This is a genomic window from Aminobacter carboxidus (assembly GCF_014863355.1).
Taxonomy (GTDB): Bacteria; Pseudomonadota; Alphaproteobacteria; order Rhizobiales; family Rhizobiaceae; genus Aminobacter; species Aminobacter carboxidus.
This window is the reverse complement of record NZ_JACZEP010000028.1, coordinates 1-3,114: the sequence shown is the minus strand read 5'-3', so window position 1 is coordinate 3,114 and position 3,114 is coordinate 1. Positions and strand designations below refer to the sequence as shown.

Genomic DNA, 3,114 nt, shown 5'->3' with positions numbered 1-3,114 from the left:
ACCGCCAGGGCCGCTACGACGTCTATGTCGTGCTCGAGGGCCCGGCCCGGCCGGTGGTGGTACGGCGCAAGAGCCGCGTGCTCGGCATGTGGATCAACACCCAGTCCGAAACCTTCGTCAACGTGCCTATGTCGTATTCGGTGGCAACCACCCGCCAGCCGCAGGACATCACCGATCCCAACAACTACCGCCAGCTGTCGCTCGGCGCCAACAACATCTACATGGAGCCCGAAGACAAACGCGACAGCCCGCTGACCATCCAGGAATTCACCGACGCGTTGCGTGACCGCAAGCAGGCGACCGGGCTTTACTCCGACAATATCGGCGGCGTGCAGTTCCTGTCGCAGAGCCTGTTTCGCGCCACCTTGCACCTTGCTCCCAACGTGCCAGTCGGCACCCACAAGGCGCGCGCCTTTCTGTTTCGCAACGGCATCTTCATCAAGGAAACCTCGGCCCAGCTTGCCATCGTCAAATCAGGCTTCGAGCAGACCATCTACCGCTTCGCCACCGACCACGGCTTCGGCTACGGCCTCTTCGCCATCGGCCTCGCCATGCTCACCGGTTGGCTCGGGAGGATCGTGTTCAGGAAGGACTAAAAGACCAACGATCCGCAATGAAGCCAATCAACAGCCATGAAGGGAAAATGACATGAAGTTTTTCGTCGACACCGCCGACGTGAAGGACATCCGCGAACTCAATGAGCTTGGCCTTCTCGACGGCGTCACCACCAATCCCTCGCTGATCCTCAAGTCCGGTCGCAACATCGCCGAAGTGACCAAGGAAATCTGCGACATCGTCGAAGGCCCGGTTTCGGCGGAAGTCGCCGCCACCGAATATGCCGAGATGATGAAGGAAGCGGCGGTGCTGTCGAAGATCGCCGACAACATCTGCATCAAGGTGCCGCTGACGCTCGACGGCCTCAAGGCCTGCCGCGCGCTGACCTCGGAAGGCCGTATGGTCAATGTCACTTTGTGCTTCTCCGCCAACCAGGCCCTGCTCGCCGCCAAGGCGGGTGCTACTTTCATTTCGCCGTTCATCGGCCGTCTCGACGACATGGGTGTCGACGGCATGGAGCTGATCGCCGAGATCCGCCACATCTACGACAACTATGGCTTCGACACCGAGATCCTCGCCGCCTCGATCCGCTCGACCGAGCACGTCAAGCGCGCCGCGATGATCGGCGCCGACGTCGCCACCATCCCGCCGGCAACGCTCAAGGCGCTGGTCAAGCACCCGCTGACCGACAAGGGCCTCGAGATGTTCCTGTCCGACTGGGCCAAGACCGGCCAGAAGATCGGCTAGGAACGCCCCTGCGCGAGCGGCTTATCGCCGCTCGCGCAGGAACGCCTCGATTTCGGTCCGGTTGGGCATGGACGGGGCGGTTCCGGCCTTCTGCACTGAAAGTGCGGCGACCGCAGCACCGAAACGGACGGCGTCGACCGGGGACTGCCCTTCCGAAAGCGCAACGGCAAATCCACCGTTGAACGCATCCCCGGCGCCCGTCGTGTCGACGACATCGGCAACGTGGAAAGCCGGCACGAAATGCGTACCGGCCTCGCCGTGCAGCAACGCACCCTTGGCGCCCAACGTGATCAAGGCATTGCGCGCGCCGCGTTCGACCAAGCTGGATGCGGCCTGCAAGGCGCCTTCATCCGTGCTGGTATCGATCCCGGTCAGCGTCGCCGCTTCCGTCTCATTGGGGGTGACATAATCGCAATGGGCATAGATCGTGTCTTCGACGGGAAGCGCCGGAGCCGGGTTGAGGATGGTAGTCACCCCGTGACTGCGGGCCAGTCGAAGCCCCTCAATAGCAGCCTCGATGGGTTGCTCGAATTGCGTGACGAAGACGTTTGCTTTGGCGATCAGCCGTTCTGCGGCACGGACATCGGTTGCACTGAGATTGGCTGCGGCACCGCTTTCGATGATGATGGCGTTGTCGCCTGTCTTGGTTGAGACGAAGATGAAGGCAGCACCCGTGGGAGCGGTCTCATCGACCAGGACGTGGGAGATATCGACACCGTCCTGGGACCAGGTTTGCCTGGCCATCTCTCCAAAGGAATCCTGGCCGATGCGGGTGATCATTGCGGACCTCGCGCCGGCACGGGCGGCCGCGATGACCTGGTTCGACCCCTTTCCGCCAGGGCCAATGGCAAAGCCTTGGCCGAGCAGCGTTTCCCCGACAACAGGCAGCCGCTCGGCCTTGAAGGCCAGGTCGGCCACGAAGGTTCCAAGCACGACGACATCGACACGATTCATCAAACCAACTCCCAGTTCCGCCAGAGTTCAGCGTAGAAACCTCGTTGCCGCAATATTCAGGCACTCCTCGAAGGCCTGGTGGTCGAGAAAGAGTTCTGCCGCTTCAACCTCGCGCGTGATGATCGCACCACCTCGCGCCTCGATACCGCCGTCCAACATCAGATTGTCCACCATGTCGAAGTCTTCCACCGCCAGTCCGTCCGGCCCACGCGGCCTGTTCTGCGCGTCGGTGTACACGTGTCCGTCGTAACTGCGCGCAACCCGGTCAAAATGACTGCTGGACGTGTTTGAAAACGCATAGGCCGGGCAGCCGCGCGCGCACATGAAACCAAGCTCGAACGCCGTACCGACGTCGGCAGCGACACCCCGGAATGGCGTGAGATTGGCGATGATCATGTCTGAGCTCATCATCAGGCGTTCGTTGATCGAACTGATGGCGACACCCTTTGACCTCTTGGTATCAGTTGCCGGCACTTCCAGATCGCCCGGCGAAATGGGGGTGAACCCGTAGCGTCGGGTCAGAGCGATCTTGCGGTCAAGAACCTCCCGCGCGTTGGGCAGGAAGACTTCGGGGCCGGCCAGATAGACTTTCATTCAACTCGTTCTCCTGCAGAGGCGGTCACGGTGTACGGCAGTAGGAGAATAGGGCAGTAAGGCAGTATGCTTTTCTACTGCCCTACTCCCTTACTCCCCTAATCCCTCAGTCGCCGTATGGCACCCAGACGTTCTTCACTTCCACGGCGCGGCGGAGGAAGGCTTCGCCTTGGGCGGTTGGCCAGTCGAGGCTGCGGCCGTGGCCGGTCCAGACGCGTTTGAGATTGCCTGTCGATTCAGCTTCGGCCCTGGCGCAGATGTCGG

General features: G+C 61.7%; 4 protein-coding genes. 2 read left to right on the top strand and 2 right to left on the bottom strand.

Translation table 11 applies throughout. The features are described from left to right. Together IHE39_RS30380 and fsa are read left to right on the top strand one after the other, a co-directional pair. The coding region (locus IHE39_RS30380) for a TIGR02186 family protein (protein WP_192569165.1) at positions 1-596 on the top strand (596 nt) is incomplete at its 5' end. Positions 597-648: 52 nt separating this feature from the next. After that, positions 649-1,302 carry a fructose-6-phosphate aldolase gene (gene fsa, locus IHE39_RS30375; RefSeq protein ID WP_184768050.1) on the top strand — a complete coding sequence of 218 codons (654 nt, stop codon included), beginning with the start codon at positions 649-651 and terminating at the stop codon, positions 1,300-1,302. Between the two features lie 21 nt (positions 1,303-1,323). On the opposite strand, the gene rbsK is transcribed toward fsa, so the two are convergent. Together rbsK and IHE39_RS30365 are read right to left on the bottom strand one after the other, a co-directional pair. Then, positions 1,324-2,256 carry a ribokinase gene (rbsK, locus tag IHE39_RS30370; RefSeq protein ID WP_192569164.1) on the bottom strand — a complete coding sequence of 311 codons (933 nt, stop codon included), beginning with the start codon at positions 2,254-2,256 and terminating at the stop codon, positions 1,324-1,326. Between the two features lie 27 nt (positions 2,257-2,283). Next, positions 2,284-2,850 carry a nucleoside 2-deoxyribosyltransferase gene (locus IHE39_RS30365; protein ID WP_192569163.1) on the bottom strand — a complete coding sequence of 189 codons (567 nt, stop codon included), beginning with the start codon at positions 2,848-2,850 and terminating at the stop codon, positions 2,284-2,286. Between the last annotated feature and the right edge of the window lie 264 nt (positions 2,851-3,114).